Source organism: Novosphingobium sp. (assembly GCF_040079535.1).
In the GTDB taxonomy this organism is placed as follows: Bacteria; Pseudomonadota; Alphaproteobacteria; order Sphingomonadales; family Sphingomonadaceae; genus Novosphingobium.
Map to the genome: position 1 here is coordinate 25324 of NZ_JBEBKB010000002.1, position 21138 is coordinate 46461.

15 protein-coding genes are annotated in these 21138 nt (G+C 61.8%); 7 read left to right on the forward strand and 8 right to left on the reverse strand.

What is annotated here, in order from left to right; all coding sequences use genetic code 11:
* Window positions 1-31 precede the first annotated feature (31 nt).
* From ABL914_RS01115 to betB, 3 genes are read right to left on the reverse strand one after another with little or no spacing between them, the layout of a single operon-like run.
* On the reverse strand, window positions 32-1396 hold the full coding sequence (locus ABL914_RS01115; protein ID WP_391561304.1) for an FAD-dependent oxidoreductase: 1365 nt from the start codon (window positions 1394-1396) through the stop codon (window positions 32-34).
* A complete protein-coding gene (betA, locus tag ABL914_RS01120; RefSeq protein WP_391561305.1) occupies window positions 1393-3072 on the reverse strand; it encodes a choline dehydrogenase in 1680 nt (559 codons plus the stop codon). Before betA ends, ABL914_RS01115 begins: the two co-directional genes overlap by 4 nt.
* The gene (betB, locus tag ABL914_RS01125; protein ID WP_391561306.1) at window positions 3059-5074 is read right to left on the reverse strand and encodes a betaine-aldehyde dehydrogenase; all 2016 of its coding nucleotides are present in this window, start codon (window positions 5072-5074) and stop codon (window positions 3059-3061) included. Before betB ends, betA begins: the two co-directional genes overlap by 14 nt.
* A 360-nt stretch (window positions 5075-5434) precedes the next feature.
* Between betB and ABL914_RS01130 the strand changes: the two genes are divergently transcribed.
* From ABL914_RS01130 to ABL914_RS01140, 3 genes are all read left to right on the forward strand, one after another.
* The gene (locus ABL914_RS01130; protein WP_391561307.1) at window positions 5435-7891 is read left to right on the forward strand and encodes a TonB-dependent receptor; all 2457 of its coding nucleotides are present in this window, start codon (window positions 5435-5437) and stop codon (window positions 7889-7891) included.
* Window positions 7892-8245: 354 nt separating this feature from the next.
* A complete protein-coding gene (locus ABL914_RS01135) occupies window positions 8246-9865 on the forward strand; it encodes an APC family permease (protein ID WP_391561308.1) in 1620 nt (539 codons plus the stop codon).
* A 134-nt stretch (window positions 9866-9999) separates the two neighbouring features.
* Complete coding sequence (locus ABL914_RS01140; protein ID WP_391561309.1) at window positions 10000-10761, forward strand: DUF2059 domain-containing protein; 762 nt, start codon at window positions 10000-10002, stop codon at window positions 10759-10761.
* On the opposite strand, the gene ABL914_RS01145 is transcribed toward ABL914_RS01140, so the two are convergent.
* Entirely contained in the window at window positions 10758-11285 is a 528-nt protein-coding gene (locus ABL914_RS01145) for a GNAT family N-acetyltransferase (protein WP_391561310.1), read from the reverse strand. The two genes, ABL914_RS01140 and ABL914_RS01145, sit on opposite strands and share 4 nt — an antisense overlap.
* An 80-nt stretch (window positions 11286-11365) precedes the next feature.
* Between ABL914_RS01145 and crtI the strand changes: the two genes are divergently transcribed.
* The 4 genes from crtI to ggt all read left to right on the forward strand — a co-directional run bounded on the left by crtI (window position 11366) and on the right by ggt (window position 18136).
* Entirely contained in the window at window positions 11366-12880 is a 1515-nt protein-coding gene (gene crtI, locus ABL914_RS01150) for a phytoene desaturase family protein (RefSeq protein ID WP_391561311.1), read from the forward strand.
* Entirely contained in the window at window positions 12877-13458 is a 582-nt protein-coding gene (locus ABL914_RS01155) for a TIGR00730 family Rossman fold protein (RefSeq protein ID WP_391561312.1), read from the forward strand. The genes crtI and ABL914_RS01155 overlap by 4 nt, the downstream gene beginning before the upstream one ends.
* A gap of 165 nt (window positions 13459-13623) precedes the next feature.
* On the forward strand, window positions 13624-16293 hold the full coding sequence (locus tag ABL914_RS01160; protein ID WP_391561313.1) for a TonB-dependent receptor plug domain-containing protein: 2670 nt from the start codon (window positions 13624-13626) through the stop codon (window positions 16291-16293).
* A gap of 106 nt (window positions 16294-16399) precedes the next feature.
* Window positions 16400-18136: a gamma-glutamyltransferase gene (gene ggt / locus ABL914_RS01165; RefSeq protein WP_391561314.1), complete on the forward strand. Its 1737-nt coding sequence runs from the start codon at window positions 16400-16402 to the stop codon at window positions 18134-18136.
* On the opposite strand, the gene ABL914_RS01170 is transcribed toward ggt, so the two are convergent.
* From ABL914_RS01170 to ABL914_RS01185, 4 genes are all read right to left on the reverse strand, one after another.
* Entirely contained in the window at window positions 18130-18600 is a 471-nt protein-coding gene (locus ABL914_RS01170; protein WP_391561315.1) for an NUDIX domain-containing protein, read from the reverse strand. The genes ggt and ABL914_RS01170 overlap by 7 nt on opposite strands.
* A complete protein-coding gene (locus ABL914_RS01175) occupies window positions 18588-19211 on the reverse strand; it encodes a 6-phosphogluconolactonase (protein ID WP_391561316.1) in 624 nt (207 codons plus the stop codon). The genes ABL914_RS01170 and ABL914_RS01175 overlap by 13 nt, the downstream gene beginning before the upstream one ends.
* Before the next feature lie 74 nt (window positions 19212-19285).
* Window positions 19286-19819 carry a hypothetical protein gene (locus tag ABL914_RS01180; protein WP_391561317.1) on the reverse strand — a complete coding sequence of 178 codons (534 nt, stop codon included), beginning with the start codon at window positions 19817-19819 and terminating at the stop codon, window positions 19286-19288.
* A gap of 110 nt (window positions 19820-19929) precedes the next feature.
* A complete protein-coding gene (locus tag ABL914_RS01185; RefSeq protein ID WP_391561318.1) occupies window positions 19930-20511 on the reverse strand; it encodes an NADPH-dependent FMN reductase in 582 nt (193 codons plus the stop codon).
* Window positions 20512-21138: the final 627 nt, after the last annotated feature.

Genomic DNA, 21138 nt, shown 5'->3' on the forward strand with positions numbered 1-21138 from the left:
CCCTCGCTTGCTTCAGGGGAATAGCGCCGCTTCAGGCGATCCGCGCGCCTTGGCGGCGCAATTCGTTCTGGACTGCGGCCAGATCAACATCGCCAAAACTGCGGCCCGATTTAACCGCAATTGCCGCCGCCGTGCCGGCGCCTTGTCCTGCCACGGCGCAGCACATCATGTTGCGCACGGCCGCATGACTGATCTTGTCACCGCCGATGGTGCGGCCGGTGACGATCTGGTTCCTCACGCCCTTGGGCAACATCGCGCGGTATGGCACCTGAAAATAGCGCCCGGTGGTGGGGATTACCAGCAGGCCATAACCGTCAATGAATTCAGGGAAAATGCCGATCGAATCTTCGAACCGGCCTTCTTCCTGAACATCCACGGCAGTCAGGTTGTAGGCGGCATCGATCTTGCGGGTATCGCGGATCCCCAGCGTCATGCCGAAATTGCGCAGTTTGGCGGTTTGGCAGCCGGGCTGGAATTTTCTCAACGCCTCGATCGCCTGCATCGCCTGGCGGCGGCCCTCTATCTCGCCAAATGTCAGGTCGGCGGGATCGGTCCCGTCGAGCGTCATGTGGACCATGTTGAGGTATGTCAGATCGCCCTGATCGCTGACCGTGCCCCAGGTTCCGGCGATGGTCGCCAGATTATCGGGCAGCAAGCCGGCCTTGTGCGCCTGCTGGAACGGCTTGCGCAGGAAGGGTGAGAACATTGCGTCCTCCTTGCCCGAAGTGCTGACCGACCATTCGCCGTCCTTGGCCCAATCGGCATAAGTCTGCGGATCGGCCTTTACCGCATCGATGAACTTCGCCTTGTCCACTCCGCACATCGAAAACATCACCGAGGCGCTCATCATCTCGGCCTTGGGGTGCATCTGGGTGGGCGCCCCGGCGCGGTGCGCTATATCGGCATCGCCGCTGGCATCGACCACCAGCTTGGCCAAAATTGCCTCACGCCCGGCTTTGCTTTCAACGATCACCCCGCGAATGGTATCGCCCTCCAGGATCGGGGCAACAAACATCCGGTGCAGCATCGGGATCACCCCGGCCTCCTGCACAAGGCAATCGGCCACGTATTTGAACGCCTCGGCATCAAGCGCATGGCTGATCGATTGCGGTTCGGGGATGGCTGCGCCCATCGCCTTTGCGCGGTCCTCAAACTCGCGGCCGATCCCTTCGCTGTCGATTGTCCCTGGGTGGCGATACCAGGCGAAGCCTTCAACCCCGACCTGGGTAATATTGCCGCCAAAGCAGCCATAGCGCTCAACCAGCGTGGTCTTTACCCCGGCCCGTGCCGCTGCAAGCGCGGCAGCAAGCCCGCCGGGCCCGGATCCGATAACAAGGACTTCGGTTTCATGCACCACCGCAATGTCGCGGGCTGGTTCCGCAATCACGCGGGTCATCGCTGCGCAGTCTTCCAGTCGGGGGCGACGTACCAGGGCAGATTGGACGGCGCCAATAGCCCTTTGCCCAGCACATGATCCGCGCCCTTTTCTCCGATCATGATGCTGGGCGCGTTAAGGTTGCCAGTGGTAATCGATGGCATCACCGAACTGTCAATTACCCGCAGGCCTTCAACGCCGATTACCTTGAGCTGTGGATCGACCACCGCCATCGGGTCTTTCGGATCGCCCATCTTGCACGTGCACGAAGGGTGCAGCGCGCTTTCGACATGATCGGCGATAAAAGCGTCGATCGCCTCATCGCCAACGCAGTCCGCGCCAGGCTGGATTTCGCGCCCGCGCCAAGGGGAAAAGGCCTCTTGCTGAAAAATCTCGCGCGTTAGCCGCACACAGGCGCGCATTTCGGCCCAATCGTCGGGGTGGCTCATGTAGTTGAACAGGATTTTCGGGTGTTCGCGCGGGTCCTTGCTGCGCAGCGTCACCGTGCCCCGGCTCTTTGAACGCATTGGCCCGACATGGGCCTGAAAACCGTGTTCTGTGGCGAGCGAGGTGCCATCGTAGTTGATCGCCATCGGGAAGAAATGATACTGGATATCGGGATATTTGATCCCGGTCCTGCTGCGGATGAAGCCGCAACTTTCGAACTGGTTCGATGCCCCGATCCCGCGCCGCAGGAACAGCCATTCGGCCCCAACCATCGCCTTGCCCAAAAGACCGGTCTTGCCAAACAGGGTAATCGGCTTGGTGCAGGCCATCTGGAAATAGAATTCAAGGTGATCCTGTAAATTGGCCCCCACACCGGGCCGGTCTGCCAGCACCGCGATACCCAGATCGTTCAGCTCCGCAGCCGGACCGATACCCGAAAGCTTGAGCAACTGGACCGAATTTATCGACCCACCCGAAAGCAGCACTTCACGGCTGGCCCGGACCTGGTGGATCTGGCCTTGCCGTTCGTATTCAATCCCCACCGCGCGCCTGCCTTCAAACAGCACCCGCGTGGCCAGCGCATGCTGCACCACGGTCAGGTTCGAGCGCCGCCGGGCCGGATAGAGATAGGCCTTGGCCGCAGAGCAGCGCGTTCCCTTGCGCACCGTCATATCCATCCGGCCAAAGCCTTCCTGACGGAACCCGTTGTAGTCCTCGGTCAGATCATACCCGGCCTGTTGCGCGGCATCGAGCCAGGCCTGGTTGAGCGGATTTTTGAGCGTGCCATAGGTGGTGGAAAGCGGGCCCCCACCGTTGTTGACCCCGCCACGGTATTCGGTGCCGCCCTCGGCCCGGCTTTCGGCGCGTTTGAAATAGGGCAGTACATCGCCATACCCCCAGCCTGCCGCGCCGTCTTCATCGCGCCAGCGTTCGAAATCGTTTGGGTTTCCGCGCACATAGACCAGGCCGTTGATTGAGCTTGATCCGCCCAGACCCAGTCCGCGCGGGCAATGCAAGCGGCGGCCATTCAAATGCGGTTCGGGCTCTGAATGATAGCCCCAGTTCCACCGTTTGGTGTTCATCGGATAGGCCAGCGCGGCCGGCATCTGGATGAAAATTGAGCGATCCGATCCGCCAGCCTCAAGCAGCAGCACCTTGTTCTGGCCGTCTGCGCTCAATCTGTCGGCCAGAACGCAACCGGCCGATCCTGCGCCGACCACGATGAAATCAAAGTTTTCAGTATGGGGCATCGATCGGCTCCATCGCCACATAGACGCTCTTGAGCTGAGTAAAGTACTCGATCGCCGCCTTGCCGTTTTCACGGCCCAGGCCCGATTGTTTGTTGCCGCCAAACGGCAGCTCAATCGGGGTGATATTATAGGTGTTGATCCAGCAAGTACCAGCTTCAAGCGCGGCGATAACCCGGTGCGCACGGGTAAGGTCGTTGGTAAAGATCCCGGCGGCAAGGCCCAGATCGGTGTTGTTGGCGCGCGCCACTACTTCGGCCTCATCGTCAAATTCGAGCACCGACATTACCGGGCCAAAAATTTCCTCGCGCACGATTGCCATCTCATCGGTGCAATCGGTGAACACGGTCGGTTGAACGAAGGCTCCCTTGGCCAAAGCGCCGGTGATGACCCGTTGCCCCCCGGTAAGCAGAGTTGCCCCTTGCTGCTGGCCCAGCGCGATATAGCTCAGCACCTTTTCCATGTGCGCCTCAGAAATCAGCGCGCCCATTTGTGTTGCCGGATCGAGCGGATCGCCCACCACCATTGCCTCAGTCCGGGCCTTCAATTTGGCCAGGAATGCGGCGCGAACCTTGCGCTGCACGAACACGCGGGTGCCATTTGTGCAAACTTCACCAGCCGAATAGAAATTGGCCAGCAGTGCGCCCGAAACCGCTTCGTCCAGATCGGCATCTTCAAACACGATCAGCGCGGATTTGCCGCCCAGTTCCAGTGTCACCACCTTCAGCGTCGAAGCGGCATCGGCCATCACTTTCTTGCCGGTGCCAACCTCTCCCGTCAGCGAAACCTTGGCGATGCCGGGGTGGCGGCTCAGCAAGCGGCCGGTATCGGCTTTGCCCTGGATCACCTGGAACAGACCATCAGGCAAGCCGGCATCGCGGTAGGCTTTTTCCAGTTCCAGCGCAGTCAGCGGGGTAAGTTCGGCCGGCTTGAACAGCATAGCATTGCCGCAGGCCAAGGCCGGGGCGCTCTTCCAGCAGGCGATCTGGATTGGATAGTTCCAGGCCCCGATCCCGGCGACCACACCCAGCGGCTCACGCCGGGTATAGCCGAAAGCGCCTGGCCCCAGATCAAAATGCTCGCCGGAAAGCGTGCGGGCAATCCCGGCGAAATATTCAATCGCGTCGGCGCCCGATAGCACATCAACCGCAAGCGTTTCCTGGATCGGCTTGCCGGTATCCTGCGCTTCCAGCAGCGCGATGGCGTCGTTGCGTTCGGTCAGCAGCTGGGCAGCGCGGTTCAGGATGCGGCCGCGTTCGGCCCCAGGGGTACGAGCCCACAATTTTTGCGCTTCGGCAGCACGGCCGACGGCCTTGTCCACCTCTGCCTTGCCGTCGATCCGGATAACCGCGAGCACTACGCCAGTGGCGGGGTTGATCGTCTCAAAGCTGTCAGCCGGCGGGGCAGTGCCGGCCGCGGGCAGGCGGGCTTCGGCAATATCGCGTTCAATCACGGCAAAAATCCAGTCAACCGGGATCTGCACGTCGGGCTTCCAGGCGCTGGCCAGCGCCGCGCGGAGCCAGAACCCATCGATCAGCGCGCCGATTGTCTCCGCAATCCGTTCTACCGCAGCGGGCATAACCAGCGCGCGCAATTCGTGCTTGAGGTTGGAGACCAGTCGTTCCTGATGGACCCGTTGCAGCCGGGCCAGCGCTGGATTGAACAGCGCCAGGCCCCAGAACGAAAGCCAGGCCCGCGAAGCCTCAGAGCTTAGTTCGCTGGGGTTGAGGTGCGCGATGATGAAGGCCCGCAGCCGTGCCTCGGGCTCATCCCCGCCAGCCAGTGCGCGCATCGGCAGGGTTGTGACGCGTTCAACCAGCTGGCGGAATGTCGCTTCGATCAGCTTGTCCCGGTCGCCGAAATAGTGGACCACCAGCGCGGCCGAAACATTTGCGCGGCGCGCCACCTCGGCCAGGGTGAAATTTTCGATTCCGGTATCCGCCAGGCTGGCGAGCGCCGCCTTGAGCAGCTGGTCGCGGCGATCTTCCGGTTCTTTCCGACCCATGTCCGCAACTCACTTTCTGTCAATTGAACACAGGTTCAATAACAAGCTGCCGCCGCTATCGCCATGGGGATAAAGGGGCAGGCAGGGCATTATAAGCGGCTTTGATGATAGGCATTACCATGGGTGGCGTTTCGCACTGCGAATATTTTGTAAGTTAATATCAAATATTTAATTGCATTGCATGACCCGCAAACAGGCTGCTTCTGCCAGGCGGGGTACCAGATGCGATTCAGCCAGACAGCAAGCAGCGCCTTGCACGCCCGTTCAATATGCAGCATCCTTGGACGATCAGTGAGGTCTAGAGGCGGCACCCGAAGGCCCAAACAAGGTCCGGGTCCGCCCCGCAATCGGGAGGTTATAATGGCCCAACGCATCAAACATTCATCGCAAACCGCATGGCTGCGCCTGGGCGCATCGATCGCCAGTGTGGCCCTGGGGTTGGCAGCAACAGCTGCGCAGGCCCAATCGGATAGCGCCGGCACGCCCGATGCAGCCGAAGCGCAGGCCGCCGGTGACATCGTGGTAACCGCGCAAAAGCGCGAGCAGCGGATGCAGGATGTGGGCATCGCAGTATCGGTGCTGGGCGAAAAGGAACTCCAGAACCGTTCGATCAACAACGCGACCGACATCGTCTCGGCAATCCCCAATATTAAGTACAACGCCTATTCAAGTTCGCAGGTGGTGTTCAATATGCGGGGGGTTTCGCAGAACGATTATGGCGATCAGCAAGAGCCGCCGGTCGCAGTCTATCAGGATGACAGCTACGCCAGCTCGATCACCACGGCGGGCTTCCCGGTATTTGATCTGGCCCGGGTTGAGGCATTGCGCGGACCGCAAGGAACACTGTTTGGCCGCAATGCCACCGGCGGCGCGGTGCAGTTTATTTCCAACCAGCCGACCGACCGCGGCGAAGGCTTCGTCAGCCTAACCTATGGCCGTTACAACCAGACCATTATCGAAGGTGCGGTTTCTGGCCCGCTGGGCGAGGGGCTGAGCGTGCGCATCGCCGGGATCTACAACCGTGACGATGGCTATATCCAGAATATCACTCCGGGCGAGAAAGATCGCGGCGCCAACAACCATTGGGGGCTGCGCGGGATCATAGCCTATGAACCTTCGGGCACTTTCAAAGCCAAGTTGACCCTGCGTTATGCGCAGGCCGATGGTGAGCGCCAGGCCGGAATCTACAACTACGCACCGACCTGCCCGAACGCGCAGTTCCAGGGCGAATTCATGTCACCGACCGCAAGCTGCGGCTATTGGGGCACCACCGGAACGGCTGGGCCGGGCTATTTCAACCCAGCGATTGCGGCTTCGCAGGGCGGCGATCCCTGGGCCACGGCCGGCACCGGTGATGCCTATGTTGATCGCAAGATCTTCGGCTCAACCCTGCGGATCGATGCCGAAATCGGTGGCCTCGATCTGGTTTCGATCACCGACTACCAGTCGCTTGACAAATTCTACATCGAATCGGGCAACGGTCAGCCAGAGCTGCCCTATGTCGAAGGGGTCACCCCGCCGGCTTCGGGGCCGTGCCCGGCACCGGCTTCCAGCGTCACCTGCTTTGCCTCGGGCACGGTATTTTACCAAGGTGCCAAGGTTAACCAGTACTCGCAGGAACTGCGCCTGTCGCACGCCAGCGACCGCAATTTCCTGACCTTCGGCGGCTTCGGGATGATTATCGATGGTACATACCGCGCGAAATATGCGGTCCCGTTCATCGCCTATGATCCGCGCGTCAACTTTACCCAGCGTACCGAGAGTCTGGCCCTGTTCATGCAGGATGAATTCGAAGTCAGCGACAAGCTGAAGCTGATCGGCGGCCTGCGCTATTGGCGCGATAGCAAGGAAGGCGATTATACAGCGGTACAGTCGCTACCGCTCTGGGCGCTTTCGCTGCATTTCGGTCCGGGTGGAATTTCCTATACCGACCTGACCGGCACCAACACGCCGGGAAGCTGGGCCTTTGGTTCTGGGACATCTGGGGTCACGATCACGCCTGCGGCCGCCAGCCCGGTTTTCGATGGGGTCACCGCGCGCGCCGAAATCGATTTCAAGCCCAGCGACAAGACACTGGTCTACCTCAGCTACAACCGCGGCTCGAAATCGGGCGGGTTCACTTTCTCGACCGGCACACCATTCCCCAGCCAGCTGGTCGATACGCTGAACAATCTGGCCTACCAACCCGAAACGCTGAATGCCTTTGAGCTCGGCTTCAAATCGACCCTGGCGCCGGGGACAACGCTGAACATTGCCGCGTTCCATTATGACTATCAGGATTATCAGGCCTTCGTGCAGGTAGGCTTCACGCAGGTGGTGCGCAACCTGCCAGCCAAGGTGACCGGGATCGAGGCTGATTTCACTGCGCGTCCGGCCCCCGGGCTGACGTTCCAGCTTTCGGGATCCTATCTGGATACCGAAGTCAAAGGTGTGCTGCTGCCCGATGGGGTAACGTTGGTGAACAACAACCTGCCGCAGTCGCCCGAATTCTCGGGCAATGCGATGGTTCGTTATGAGTTCGGACTTGGCGGCGGCACGGCTTCGCTGCAGGCCGATGCGCTGTTCCAATCTTCGATGTGTTTCACCGTGATGTGTGCGCCGGTTGAGCGCGAAGGCGGCTATGCTGTCGCCAATACGCGGATCGGCTTTACCACGGCGGATGAACGGATCAGCGTGGCATTCTATGTCAACAACCTCTTCAACCGCGCCTACCGGGTCTATGCCTTCGATGGCTCGCTCTATTGGGGTGACACCTTGGGGGTCTATGCCAAGCCGCGGACCTGGGGCGTGAACCTGCGTTACAACTTCGGCAACTAAGGGCTCGGACCCACTACCAACAGGTCCGAGGTTTGAAGGAATTTGCCTCAGTGCAAGGAGGGAAGGCGATGGAATATGTCGATATTTCGAGACTTCCTGACGCAGCAATGGGGCAAATTCATCAAATCCCGAAGGGACGCCAAAATGGCTTCCATCTCGGGCCGAAACGCCCTTGCAGGGGCAACAAGCCCCTGCGGCGTGCGTTTCGGCCCGATATGTTCGCCATTTTGACGCCTCGGACCTGTTGGTAGTGGGTCCGAGCCCTAGGTTTCCTTCGGGTCGCGCGAAGGAATGCGGGCCTGTCTTTGGAGCAATCCGAAGGCAGGCCCGATTTACATTTGAGGAGAGGGTTGAGTGGCAAGCCAGGCACCTGAGATAAGCGCAGCCGACGCGCTGCAGCTGCGCCGTCAGCTCGATTGGAAAGATGCCTTCTGGGCATCCAGCGGGGTGCCGGCCGGGGTTTTGCTAACCATGGGCGGGATCGCAACGGTGATCGGCCAACCCAGCTGGGTGATCTGGATTGCCTCTATCTTCATGGGCTTCATCCAGTGCTTCGTCTATGCCGAGATCGCTGGGCTCTATCCCAACAAATCGGGCGGCGCCTCGATCTATGGCGCAGCGGCCTGGCTCCCCTATGGCAAATTCATCGCGCCGATATCGGTGTGGTGCAACTGGCTGGCGTGGTCGCCGGTGCTGGTGCTGGGAAGCAGTCTGGCGGCAGGCTATGCATTGAGCAGCCTGTTCGCGGCTGATGCCGTGATCCGCACGTGGCAGATCCAGCTGATGGATCTTGGCCTCATCCGCGAAGGGCTGACTTTGCGGCTTAACGCAGTGTCGATCATCGGCGCGGCGTTTCTCCTTCTGACCTTCTTCCTTCAGCACCACGGCGCGGCCCGCGCTGCCAGTTTCCAGAAGGTTCTGGGGCTGGTCTGCATGCTGCCGCTGCTGCTGGTTGGTCTGGTCCCGCTGCTGACAGGCGATCTGCCGCGCGATCATCTGTTTCCGCTGCTCCCGATCGTCCGCGATGCCGCGGGCAACATCGGATTTGGCACCTGGGATGGGGCTGGTCTGGCCGTGATGGCCGGAGCAATGTTTGCGGCGGGCTGGTCAACCTACGGGTTTGAAACCGCGGTCTGTTACACCCGCGAATTCCGCGATCCGGCCAAGGATACCGCCAAGGCGATTATCGCAGCGGGGGTGCTGTGCATTGCAATCTTTACGCTGGTGCCGCTGGCCTTCCAGGCCTCGCTGGGGCTTGACGGCCTGCTCGATCCGACGATTTACGACGGAACCGGAGTGGCGGCGGCATTGGCCCGGATTGTTGGCGGCGGCGCGGTTATCGGCAACCTGGTGATCGTCATGCTGGTGCTGGGGCTGCTGCTGATCGTGATGACATCGATGATGGGTTCCAGCCGCACTCTCTATCAGGCCTCGGCTGATGGCTGGCTGCCCAAATATCTTTCGCGGGTCAACCAGCATGGTTCGCCCACCGCCGCGATGTGGACCGATCTTGGCTTCAATCTGGTCCTGCTTCTGGCGTCCGATTATTTCGCCGTGCTGATGATGTCGAACGTCTGCTATTTCATCTTCAACTTTCTCAACCTGCAAGCCGGCTGGATCCACCGGATCGATCGCAAGGGCTGGGCCCGGCCCTATCGCTGCCCCACCTGGCTGCTGGCGCTGGGTGCGGTGTTTGGCTTCATCAACATGGTCTGGATGGGCGCAGGTGCGGATATCTGGGGTGCGGGGACGCTGCGCAACGGATTGCTGGCTGCGCTGCTGATCGTCCCGGTATTCGCCTATCGCCATTATGTGCAGGACAAAGGCAAGTTCCCGGTCAGCGAAGGAACGGCGGACGATCCGTTCGAGCGCGAAGTGGTGGTGCCGCGGGCCGGGCTGCTGCCCTACCTGGCCTTGGCCGCCTGCGCCGCGCTGGTCTGGGCGACGTACACCTGGGCTGGGCTGCAATCGTGACCTGGGCCATAAACACATAGTCCAGACCTTGCGGGCCGGATCAACCGGCCTGCCGCGCCCGCGCCGCTTCCGGCTTGCTCGGATGCGCCGGCTTGCTATCGTGTCTCAGCGATTCACTTAAGGGGTTCACGATTATGCGAAAGATCAGCCTGCTTGCGCCGCTGTTGGCAGTCCTGGCCGGAACTACCCTGGCCCCGGCGCTGACCTCGGCCCAGGCTGCCCCACCAATGGTGGTTTCGGTAACACCGGATGCCGACAAGGCCTATTTTGAGCTATACGATTCGATCATCGGTGCGGTTGATCTTGAAGCAATGTCAGCAATGGCTTCAGGCGAAGTGTTCGATGCGATTGTCCGAAACGAACCTGAATTTGCAAGAAAAGTAAGCGGAAAGAAGGGCATTCGCGACCGTTTCATTGCGATGTGCCTGCCCTATTTCCGAGCCTGGATACCGCGTTCGATCAAGATCGCGCGCGATCGCTCGGTTGCGGCGCTGGCTCCGGTGATGACCCCGGCCGAAGCGCGCGAGATGGCCCGGTTTTATGGTTCACCGCTTGGCCGCAAGATCAGCGCAGCGATGGCCAGGAATATGACGTTCGCCTCGCAGCTTGATGCTGGCATCCAGAGCGGTGATTTTGACGATGAGCAGGCTGCCAGGGCGGATGAACGCAAAGGCCTGAGCAGCGGGATGGATCAGCTGATGGAATCACTGACCCCAGCGGAAAAACGCCAGCTGATCGCTTTTGGCCAAACCCCGGCTTCAAAAAAGATCAACGCGATGAACCGCGCGCTCGGCAGCGTGGTAACTCCAAGTTCGGAAGAAATTTCCACTCCCGAAGAACGTGAAGATTTCCAGGCGGCAATGATGCAATTCCTGTCCGACGAATTTGGTCGCTAGGGCTCGCTTGGCGGCGGGGCGGTATCGCCTGCGCCGATGGCGATCTGCATGAATACCGTATCAAGCCAGCGCCCGGCTTTGCGCCCGCTGCCGCGCAGCCTTCCGGCATGGCTGAAACCCAGCGCCGCATGCAGCGCGATTGAGCCCGGTTCGGCCCCCCCGATCACCGCATAAAGCTGGCGAAAGCCGGCCGTTTCGCTGGCGCCGATCAGCGCCGCCAGCAGTGCCTTGCCCACCCCCTGGCCGCGGCATTCGTTACGGATGTAGATCGAATCCTCCCCGGCATAGCGATAGGCCGCCCGGTCTCGAAACTGGACAACATAGCCATAGCCCAGCATTTGCCCGGCGGGATCGCGCGCCACCAGCCAGGGCCAGCCGGCGGCAATCACCTTGGCCATCCGCGCCGCCATTTCTGATGGGGCGGGCGCCTCCAGCTCATACGTCGCGGTGCCGCAGCGCACGTGATGGGCATAGATTTCAGCCACTTCAGCGGCATCGGCAAGGGTGGCTGGCTGGATCATCATCGCGGCGCCACCATGGCGCAAGGCGGCGGCTGCGCCAAGGGCGTTGCATCGCCTGGCCTGGCCATTAAAACCCATGGCCAATGGCCAAACGCACCCACAGCAACACCCATGATCCTGCCCGCGCGGTTTGCGTGATCGGCGCCGGGCTGGGCGGATTGGCATTGGCGATCCGGTTGCAGGCGGCGGGCCTGCCAACCACCTTGATCGAGGCACGCGGTGAAGTGGGCGGGCTGATCCGGCGAATCGCCGGGCACCCCTTTGCGTTTGAGGAAGGCCCAGGGCTGCTCGCCGATCCTGCCCCCTTGCGTGAGCTGTGGAGCCTTACCGAGGAAGACGCTGAACCGGCCTTGCAGCTTCAGCCGGTTGATCCGGCTTGCCGGTTTCTGTGGAGCGACGGGACCCAATTCGAAGCCGCAGCCGATCCGGCAGAGCTGCTTCGGCAGGTTGCACGGATTGCGCCGGGCGATGCCGGGCGGCTTGATGAATGGCGCGAATGGACCGGGCTGATCCGGCGCGAGGCCTGGCCAAGGCTGGCGGAGAGCGGCCTGTCTGGTTCTGCGGACCTGGGCCGGGCGGTGGCTGCGCTGCGCCATGGGCGGCTGTGGCAATCGCCCTGGCAGCGTGCAGCGCGGCTGTTTGAAGAACCGCACCTGCGTCAGGCCTTGGCTCTCCCGGCGCTTCTTTCGGGGGCCAATCCGCTGAACTCCAGCGCGCTGGTGCTGGGCGGACAGCATCTGGCCGGGGCTGGTCCTGGCTTTTGGCCGCTGGGCGGGATGGCGCGGCTGGCCGATACCATGGCGGCGCGCTTTACCGCGTTGGGCGGGGTGATCCGGCTGCATGATCCGGTGGTGCGGATCCACTGTCTGGGCAACCGCGCCAGCGAGGTTGAAACGCTTAGCGGCTGGCGCACACACTTTGCCGCAATAGCCAGCGCGGCCGATGCCGTGCAGACCTATCGCACCCTGCTGAAGGATACCGCGCGGGGGAAGGCGATGGGGGCCAGGCTGGCGCAGCGGCGGTTTTCGCCTTCGGCCTTGACGGTGCACTTTGCGCTGGCCGGATCGTGGCCGGGAATCGCGCATCAAAGCGTGCTGCTGGGCCCGCGATTCGCCGATCTGATGGGCGATCTGTTTGATACCGGCGTGTTGCCGCGTGATATGCTGATCTGGCTGCATCACCCCACGGTAACCGATCCAGCGCTGGCACCGGACGGGCACAGCCTGATGCGTGCGACGATTCCGGTGGCGCATCTGGGCAAGCTGCCAATCGATTGGGACAGCGCCGGACCGATGATCGCGGGACGGATTCTGGCAGAGATCGGCCGCCGCTTGATCCCCGATATCCAGGACCGGATCCTGGCCCAATGCATCACCACCCCGCGCGATCTGGCGCTGGATCCGGGGGTCCACCTGGGCAGCGGCTGGAGCCTCGAACAGTGCCCCAGCCAATCGGGTCCGCTGCGCCTGGCGCACCACGACCGCAAGATTGCCAACCTCTATCTTGCCGGGGCGGCAACCCATCCGGGGGCTGGGGTTGCGGGCGTGCTGGCGGGTGCTAAGGCCTGCAGCGCAGCAATTGTGGGGAGCATCGTGTGAAACGCCTGGCAGTCTATTGTGGTTCGGCTTCGCCTGATGATCCGCGCTATCTTGCGCTGGCCAAAGAGGTTGGCACCAGCCTTGCCACGCGCGGGATTGGTGTGGTTTATGGCGGCGGCCGGCTTGGGCTGATGGGGGCCTTGGCCAGCGGCGCGCTTGAGGCCGGCGGCGAGGTGATCGGGGTGATCCCCCAAGCGCTGGTCTCTGGTGAAGTGGCCAACCACGATTGCAGCGAGCTGATCGTGGTGGCCGATATGCACGAACGAAAGGCCGCCTTCACCCGGCTGTCCGATGGGTTTCTGACGATCCCGGGCGGGGTCGGCACGATGGACGAGCTGTGGGAAGCAGTCAGCTGGGCCCAGCTGGGTTATCACGCCAAGCCGGTCGGCCTGCTCAACGCATTCGGGTTTTACGATCATTTGATCGCTTTCAACCACCACATGATTGCTACTGGCTTCGTGCGGCCTGCGCATCAGGGGATCATCATCGCCGAGGCCGAGCTTGATCTGCTGTTGGCGCGGATGGCCGCGCACGAACCACACACGCCAATCTTTGCAATGAAAAGTTCGGAATTGTAGCCGCGGCCCGCCCGCAACAATAGGTGCGCGAAAGCCACAGTCCGGTAACATTCGATGCATCTACGGCTGCAATGGATTGCACAAGCGCGCCGTCCGCAATAGCCAAACCGCGCCGTAATCGCGCTGTTTCGGGCGTGGCGGTTAACTATATAGACGGAGAACCCAATGCAAACGACCGCAAGCCGCCGCAGCCGCAAGGTTGCGCTTGCAGCCACAGCAGCAACTCTCGCCATTTTCCTCACCGATCCGGCCCTTGCGCAGGATGCCGGCGCGGCTGACGATGCCGCCGCCGCTGCTCCTGAAGAAACGCTGGTTGTGATCGGCACCCGCCGTACCGATCGTACGATTACCGATTCGGCCTCGCCGGTTGACGTGATCAGCGCTTCGGATCTGCAGAACCAGCCGAGCTCGAACATGCTCGACACTGTCAAGAATGTGGTCCCTTCGTTCTTCGTCGGCCAGAACTCGATTTCGGACGCTTCGACTTTCGTTCGCGCGCCTTCGCTGCGCGGCCTTCCGGCCGATCAGGTGCTGGTGATGCTCAACGGCAAGCGCCTTAACCGTTCGGCGCTGGTCCAGGTTTACAGCGGTGGTGACACCGGTCTGTCGTTCGGCTCGCAGGGTTCGGACATTTCGAGCATTCCGGCCATCTCGGTCAAGAACCTTCAGGTTCTGCGCGATGGTGCAACCGCCCAGTACGGTTCGGACGCTATCGCTGGCGTGCTCAACTATGAACTGCGCAGCGATGCCGGGATCGAAGTTGGCGCCCGTTATGGCCAGTACTATGACAAGGGCGATGGCAAGAGCTATCAGCTCTCGGGCTATTTCGGCTTCAAGCTGGGCGATAGCGGTTCGATCTCGCTTTCGGGTGAATACAACGATGATGGCCAGACCAGCCGCGGCCAAACCCGCCCGCTGGCAGTGTCATTCGCTGCCAACAACCCCAGCCTTGCGCACCTGCTGCCGCACTATCCAGATCCAGCCCAGATCTGGGGCAACTCGCCCAGCACCAGCTACAAGGTGATGCTCAACTCGAAGTTCGAAATGAGCGACAGTGCAGAGCTTTATCTGTTCGCCAACGTCGCCCATTCGGAGGCTGACCAGAGCTTCAACTACCGCGCGCCGCAATCGGTGGCAGTAGGCTTCAGCACCACCGCGGGCACCACTGGCAGCCTGAACGGGAACGGCGTTTTCCGGGCGCCTTACTACTTGACCCAGTGCACCGTTAACCCGGCTTGTATTGCAGCAGGCGGATACATCCAGAACACCAACATCTGGAACGCTACGTCGCTCTATCCGGCCGGTTTCACCCCGCGTTTCGTTGGTGTGGTTGATGAGGCTACCGGAACCGCCGGGATCCGCGGCGATTCGGGCAAGCTGCACTATGACCTGTCGGCAACGCTGGCGCGCAACTCGCTTGACCTGTCGATGTACAACTCGATCAGCCCTTCATACGGCCCGCTTTCGAAGACCAGCTTCAATTTTGGCACGCTGATCCAGAAGGAAATCACGGTCAACTTTGACGGCACCTATGATCTTGATGCCGGCCTTGCCAGCCCGCTGGTGCTTTCGTTCGGGGCTGAATATCGCCGCGAATCCTACACCGCTACCGAGGGTGATGTGCAGTCTTATGGCGCAGGGCCGTGGGCAACTCCGCATCCGCTTTATACCCCGGCCGGTGTACTGGTCGGAACCAGCGCCGATTGCACCGTCGCCGGCTCGGTCTGCACCCGCGCGCAAAGCCCGGCTGCCAGCGGTTATGGCGGCACCAGCCCGACCTATGCCGGGACCAACACCGACAACAGCTATGGTGCTTACGTGGGCCTTGAAGGCGATCTTTCCGATCGTCTGAGCATGGGCATTGCCGGTCGTTATGAGCATTATCAAAGCTCGGGCGATGCCGTGGTTGGCAAGGTCAACGCGCTGTTCAAGGTTTCCGAAGAACTGTCGCTGCGCGGCACCGTCGGTACCGGGTATCACGCTCCGTCGCCGGGTCAGAACAACACCCAGATCCTGACCACCAACTTTGTTGCTGGTCAATCGGTCCAGACGGGTACGTTCCCGGTCACCAGCGCAATTGCGCAGTTCTATGGCGGCGTTCCGCTGAAGCCGGAAAAGTCGACCAACTTCGGTCTCGGCTTTGTATTCCAGCCCAGCAACGCCATCACGCTGACGGTTGATGCCTATTCGATCAAGGTTACCGACCGCATCTTTATCTCGCAGGCCAATTCGGTGACGGCGGCGCATATCATTGCTCTGCCAGAACTCGCCTCGGTCGGGGTTGGCGGTGATGTGAACTTCTTCACCAACGCGCTCGACACCCGGACGCAGGGTGTTGACGTGGTCGGCACCTATCGGACCAGCCTGGGCGAAGGAAAGCTCAACCTGACGCTGGCCTACAACCACAACAAGAACAAGGTGACACGTTTCATCGCCGGAACGATCAGCGCTGGCCAGATCAGCGATGCTGAAAACCTGGCGCCGAAGCATCGTCTCAACATGATGGCGAACTGGTCGGTTGGCCCGCTCAGCATCAACCTGACTGAGCACTTCTACAGCTCATGGCGCGCTGAGCAGGATTATCCTGGCCAGCTGTTCGGCTCGAAGTGGACGACTGATTTCGATATCAGCTACACCTTTGACGATCACTACACCTTCTCGTTTGGTGCCAGCAACCTGTTCAACGCTTATCCTGACAGGATCGCGGCTTCGGCTTCGAACCCGATCTACACCATCACCAACAGCACGGCTGATGGTCAGGTCTATCCGCGCAACGGTGGACCTTTCGGGTTCAACGGCGGGTTCTGGTACGGGCGCGTCCGGATCAAGTTCTGATCCGCGCACCTGCCCTTCGGGGATAGGCAAAGTTCGGGGCGGAGAAGCGCAGGCTTCTCCGCCCCATTCTTTTGTGCCAAGGTTTGGCTAATTGGGAGGATCCTGGATGCGCGTTTTGAAGCTTGCCCTATCGGCCGCCATTTCGCTGGCACTGGTCAGCTCGCAAATCGTGGCGGCTGCCGCGCCATCGCCGCCGGGCGCAACCAACGGGATGGTTGTAACCGCGCACCGGCTGGCAACCGACGCTGGGCTGGATGTGCTGAAGAAGGGCGGCAACGCGGTCGATGCTGCGGTTGCAGTGGCCTATGCTTTGGCGGTGACATTCCCCGAAGCTGGCAACATCGGCGGCGGCGGCTTCATGACGATCCGGTTGGCCAATGGCACGTCGACATTCATTGATTTTCGTGAGACGGCCCCCGCTGCGGCCACGCCAACGATGTTTCAGGACAAGAGCGGCAACGTGATTGCCAATCTTTCCACTCGCGGTCATCTGGCAGTGGGCATTCCCGGCACTGTCGCCGGGTTGGAGCTGGCCCGGACCAAATATGGCACCCGCGCCCGCGCCACGCTGATGGCTGCTGCAATTGGGCTTGCTGCCAAAGGCTTCGTTCTCGATCAGGCCGATGCCGATTTTCTGGCTGAAGGCGCGGCAGATTTTGCCAAGGATCCGGCCAGCGCGGCGATCTTTCTCAACCGGGGCAAGCCATGGCAGGCTGGGCAGCGCTGGGTTCAGGCCGATCTTGGCCGCACGCTGCAGGCGATCGCGACTGGCGGGGCCAAGGCTTTTTACACCGGGCCAACGGCGGCCAAACTGGCGGCATCCAGCCAGCTGCGCGGCGGGATTATCACAGCCGCTGATATGGCGAGTTACAAAGCGGTAGAGCGCAAACCGATCGAATGCGATTACCGCGGCTTTCACATCATTTCCGCGCCGCCGCCCAGTTCGGGCGGGGTGGTGCTGTGCGAAACGCTGAATGTGCTGGAAGGCTATCCGCTGGGTAACCTGGGGTTCCATTCGGCACAGGGCGTCCACTACACGGCAGAGGCGCTGCGCCGGGCCTATCACGATCGCAACATGAATCTGGGCGATCCCGATTTCGTTCCGCTTGATACCAGCCGCTTCACCAGCAAGGCCTATGCCGCAGACCTGCGCGCGGGTATTTCGGCAGACAAGGCCACGCCAAGTTCAAGCCTGCCGGGCCCTGATGGCATCCGCGAAGGCCGCAGCACCACGCATTTCTCAATCGTTGACAAGGCCGGCAATTCGGTGTCGCTGACCTATACCTTGAACGACTGGTTTGGCGCGCGGGTTACGGCTGATGGCACCGGAATTCTGCTCAACAACGAGATGGATGACTTTTCGGCCAAGCCTGGAAACGCCAATATCTATGGGCTGGTCGAAGGGACCAATAACGCGATTGCGCCGGGCAAGCGCCCGCTTTCTTCGATGACACCAACCATCGTTACCCGCGATGGCCAACTTTTGATGGTCCTGGGCACGCCGGGTGGAAGCCATATCCCCACCGGCGTGCTGCAAGTGATGGTGAACGTGATCGATCACGGGATGACCCTGACTGAAGCCGTCGATGCGCCGCGCATCCACGCCCAATGGCTGCCCGATGTGATCTTTTATGAAAAGGATTCACTATCGGCCGATACGATGGCGGTGCTGATGGCCAAGGGGCACAAGCTGGAGCAGATGGACTATTGGAACCAGGTTGCCGCAATCCTGGTTGGGGGGCCATCACTCAGCATCAAACCAAATGCTGCTACCGGAAATCGCTGGCGCTATTTTGGCGCGATAGATCCGCGTCTGGCGGTGGGAACAGTCGGCGGCTATTGAGCCGCGCGCAGCCAATCCCGCAGCCCGCGTGCCAGTGCTGGTGACAGCGCAGGGGGCAGGCTATCGGGGGCGAAGAACGCCGCTTCAATGATCTCGCGCCCGTCAATCACCAGCATGCCTTGCGCGCGCCCGGTGAACAGGTGGACCCGGTTGGTGGTGCCATAGAGCGGCTCATCGACAACCGCGATGCAGAGCGGCCGTTCCAGCGTCAGCCCGGTCTCTTCGGCCAGTTCGCGCCGGGCCGCTGCCAATGGATCCTCGCGGCGCGCAATCCCGCCGCCGGGCAGCATCCAGTTGCCGCTGCCATAGGAATGGCGGATCAGCAGCAGGTGGCCTGCCGCATCGAACGCCAGCACCCGGCAGCCAGTCAGCTTGGCCTTGGTGGCGCGCCACCAGCGCCGGCGCACCGCGTGGGCCAGCCGGTAGCCTGTGCGGTGCAGTGCTGCCGGGATCAGGCGAAGCATGTTACCGGCTGATGGGCCGCCGCCAGCAGCCGCGCTACGGGCAAATCGTGCTTCCCGCGCAGCGCCGCATCGAACAGCGCGACCTTATCCTCTCCCCGGATTACGAACACGATCGCATCGCTATCAAGCAAGGCCGGGATCGTCAGGCTTAGCCGATCAAAAGGTGCCTCGGGCGGCAGCGGATCGGGCACAAGGCGGCGGACAGGCAGGGGATCGGCGGCCTGCGGATCGGTGTTGGGAAACAGCGATGCAATATGCCCATCGCTGCCCATGCCCAGCCAGCAAAGTGCGAACCGGGGTGGGCGGGCGGCCTCGCTCAGTGCAACGACTGTTGCCCCCAGCGGTTCAAGCGCGCGGCGTATTCGCCCGACATTGCTGGCCGGGTGATCCTCCGCCACAATCCGGTCATCGCCCGGCCAGACTGTGATCCTGCTCCAGTCGACCCCCGACCGCGCGGTGAGCCGGGCCAGGATCGGGAACGGCGTAGAGCCGCCGGGGATGGTAATGGCGATGCCATCCGGATTGGCATCCAGTTTGGCAGCCAAATGCCGCGCCAGCCAATCGGCAATTTCGGCATCACCGGCATGGGGGATGATAGACAGCTGATCCATGCGCGCGGCGATAGCACTTGTGCGGCGGCCAAGGAACCTGCGCGCAAAGCTATGCGGGCTCCGCCAGAGCGTCTCTAACGATTATACGCCAGCCAAACCGCGACCAGCGCCAGCAGCAGGCCCAGGCTGCGGCGGATTGCCGTCAGCGGCAGCTTCTCCCAGTCCGCGCCGCCCAGCCAGCCGGCCAGCACAGACGCCGCGCTGCCCAGTACGCCGCCAGCGATCACCGCCAAAGGCAACGGGTTGGCCGCAGCGATCGCGAAAATCATCAACCTTGCGGCATCCGTCAATTGCTGTGCCAGCAGCACCAGCCCAAAAGCACCCAGCGACTGGGTCGGCTCGTCCGGCTTGCGCTTTGGACGGATCACCAGCAGCTCCAGCGCGGCCAGGCCCAGCGCCATGGCGACCAGCATCGCCCGCGCCGGACCATTAAGCAGCGGCGCGACTGCTTGCCCTGCCAGGCCGGCTCCCAAAGATGTGAGCAAAGTGCAAACCAGGGCGATCACAAGCACTGCCCCGCGCGGGGCCATCCGCGCCACCAGCACCTGATCGCGCGCGCCCAGTCCGGCAGCCAGCACCGCCAGCATCGCAAAAAGAAATCCCGCCATGGCGCTGTGCCTGCCTGCCCGGCGGGATCAGGTCAAGCGGCGGCTGAATCCACCAGATCGGCCAGATCGACGCCGGCCCGATCGTGCTGGGACAGAGCATCGTCTGTCGTTCACTGCTCGGCCTCGTTTGCTGCAAGTGCAAAAGCGCGCGCGCCGCGCGCTACCTGCTGGCCGACTAGTTCCAGTTGCAGCCTGGCACGGTCTTCCAGGCATTTGCCATCGGGCGAAAACAGCCCGTGATAAGTTCGGATCGTAGCTCCCAGCGGGGTCGGCCAACCGCGCAGCGCGTGGACAATCGAGCGCATCGCAAAGAGGGTGCTCATTGTTGCCTGATCGCCATAAGCGGTGGTGATCAGCCCAACCGCCCGGCCATCCAGATAGGGCCGCTCGTCCTCCGAGAGGTCCTCAAGGAAATCAAGCGCGTTCTTGACCAGTCCGGATATCGTCCCGTGATAGCCGGGTGCGGCAATCAGCACACCATCGGCACGGCGCACCGCTTCCACCAGTTCACTACCATTGCCTTTGGCATGGGCTTCGCTGCCATAGTGCGGCAGCGCGGCCAGATAGGCCCCACCAAACACCTGTAGCTCTGCGCCGCCCGCAGCAGCGCAGGCAGCCGCAAGCCGCAGGGCTTGCTCGGTCGCGCTGCCGGGATTGACGGTACCGCCGATGGCGACGATCTGGGTGCTCACTGTCCTGGTTTCCTTTTCCGGCGATCACAGTCTCCAATGGCCATGCCGCGACTGCAGCGGGACAAGGCGCGCGAACATGTCGCATTCGATTGCGTAGGGATAGCCCGAGATGACAAAACTTCCATCCCGACGTCCCAAAACGCCCGCTACATCAACGCGAACGCGGCGACGGCAATGGTAGGTTGGACCAACCCGCACTATGCCAGCCCGCGGCCATTTCGAACACTTACGGATAGTTCGACCATAAAAGCCCGAAACGCTCTGTAAAAGAAGGGCGCGCAGGACCGTTGGCCAAACGGTTTCTGGTGGAGTTCCGCGATTTGTGAAAAACTGGAGCGGGCGAAGGGATTCGAACCCTCGACCCCAACCTTGGCAATTCGCCCGAGACGATTTCGCCAGCGTTACCGGACGTTGCCAAACATACGAAATACCACACACTATCAATAGCTTGTGTTGCGTTCCGAGTCGCAGCCGCTACCCTGCAATTTCCGGCGGTTTGCCGTCAACTGCTTCCCCCCTGCTTCCCCGGTCATGCTGCACTTGCGTGGGGAAGCAGAACGCAGGCGCGCGGCCCACCGGAACCCAGGGGCAACTTCGAGAGGAATGACATACGCACCCAGGACGAGA